The following is a 771-nucleotide window of genomic DNA, read 5'->3' as shown; positions in this document are numbered from 1 at the left end:
AGATTGGAGACGGCGAGCCGCGAGCGCCGCCAGGCCTGCTGCGCCGAGGCTCTGCCGACCATCTTCGAGAGCGTGGAGAGAGGCTGGTCTATTTCGAATGCCACCAGTGCGGTGGTTGCGGCCGTCGAGCCCTTCAGCGGACCGCGCCGGTCGATACAGATCACCCGATGGCCATCGGCCGTCAGCGCCTCGGCCATCATGGCGCCGCTGATGCCCATGCCGACGACCAGCACATCTGCCTTGACGTCCCGGACCAGGCCGTCCGTCGGCACCGCAGGCGCGCGATAGGCTGACCAGACGGGCTGGCCAGTTCTGAGGTCGAGTTTGCGGGACATCGCATTCTCCGGCGGCGCGCCTTAACGCCCCGGAGCTTGTGTTGTTCCGGAGTTAGAGCGGCGAGCTGCTCTAACTCCCGTTGACGAAATTCCCAAGGGAAAGCGCTATTCGCTTTTCCCGGGAAAACCGTTTCACACTTTTCCTGGAATTTCTCCTAGACCCAGCCAGACAGTTCGCGCCGCACCATCGCCTCGATCACCGCCATCCCCTCCGCGCTGTCGTTGAGGCAAGGGATATGGGCGAAATTCTTGCCGCCGGCATGGTGGAAGGTTTCGGCCGCCTCGCGGCCGATCTCATCCAGCGTCTCGATGCAGTCGACGGAAAAGCCGGGATTGACGACGGCGATCGACTTGACGCCGTCCTGTGCGAGTTTCTCCACCGTCTTGTCGGTATAGGGTTGCAGCCATTCCTGCGCGCCGAAGCGCGACTGGAAGG

General features: G+C 63.4%; 2 protein-coding genes. Both read right to left on the bottom strand.

Going from position 1 to position 771, the window contains the following annotated elements:
* A partial coding sequence (locus tag ENZ75_RS33330) for an FAD-dependent oxidoreductase (protein ID WP_164888250.1) occupies window positions 1–335 on the bottom strand: 335 nt, incomplete at its 3' end.
* Window positions 336–490: 155 nt separating this feature from the next.
* Window positions 491–771: ferrochelatase (locus ENZ75_RS33325; RefSeq protein WP_206617182.1), on the bottom strand; the 281-nt coding region annotated here is incomplete at its 5' end.

This window comes from Mesorhizobium sp. M7A.F.Ca.CA.002.04.1.1, assembly GCF_004022805.1.
GTDB classification, from domain to species: domain Bacteria; phylum Pseudomonadota; class Alphaproteobacteria; order Rhizobiales; family Rhizobiaceae; genus Mesorhizobium; species Mesorhizobium ciceri.
The sequence above is the reverse complement of the archived record's forward strand: the minus strand, read 5'-3'. Positions and strand labels throughout refer to the sequence as shown.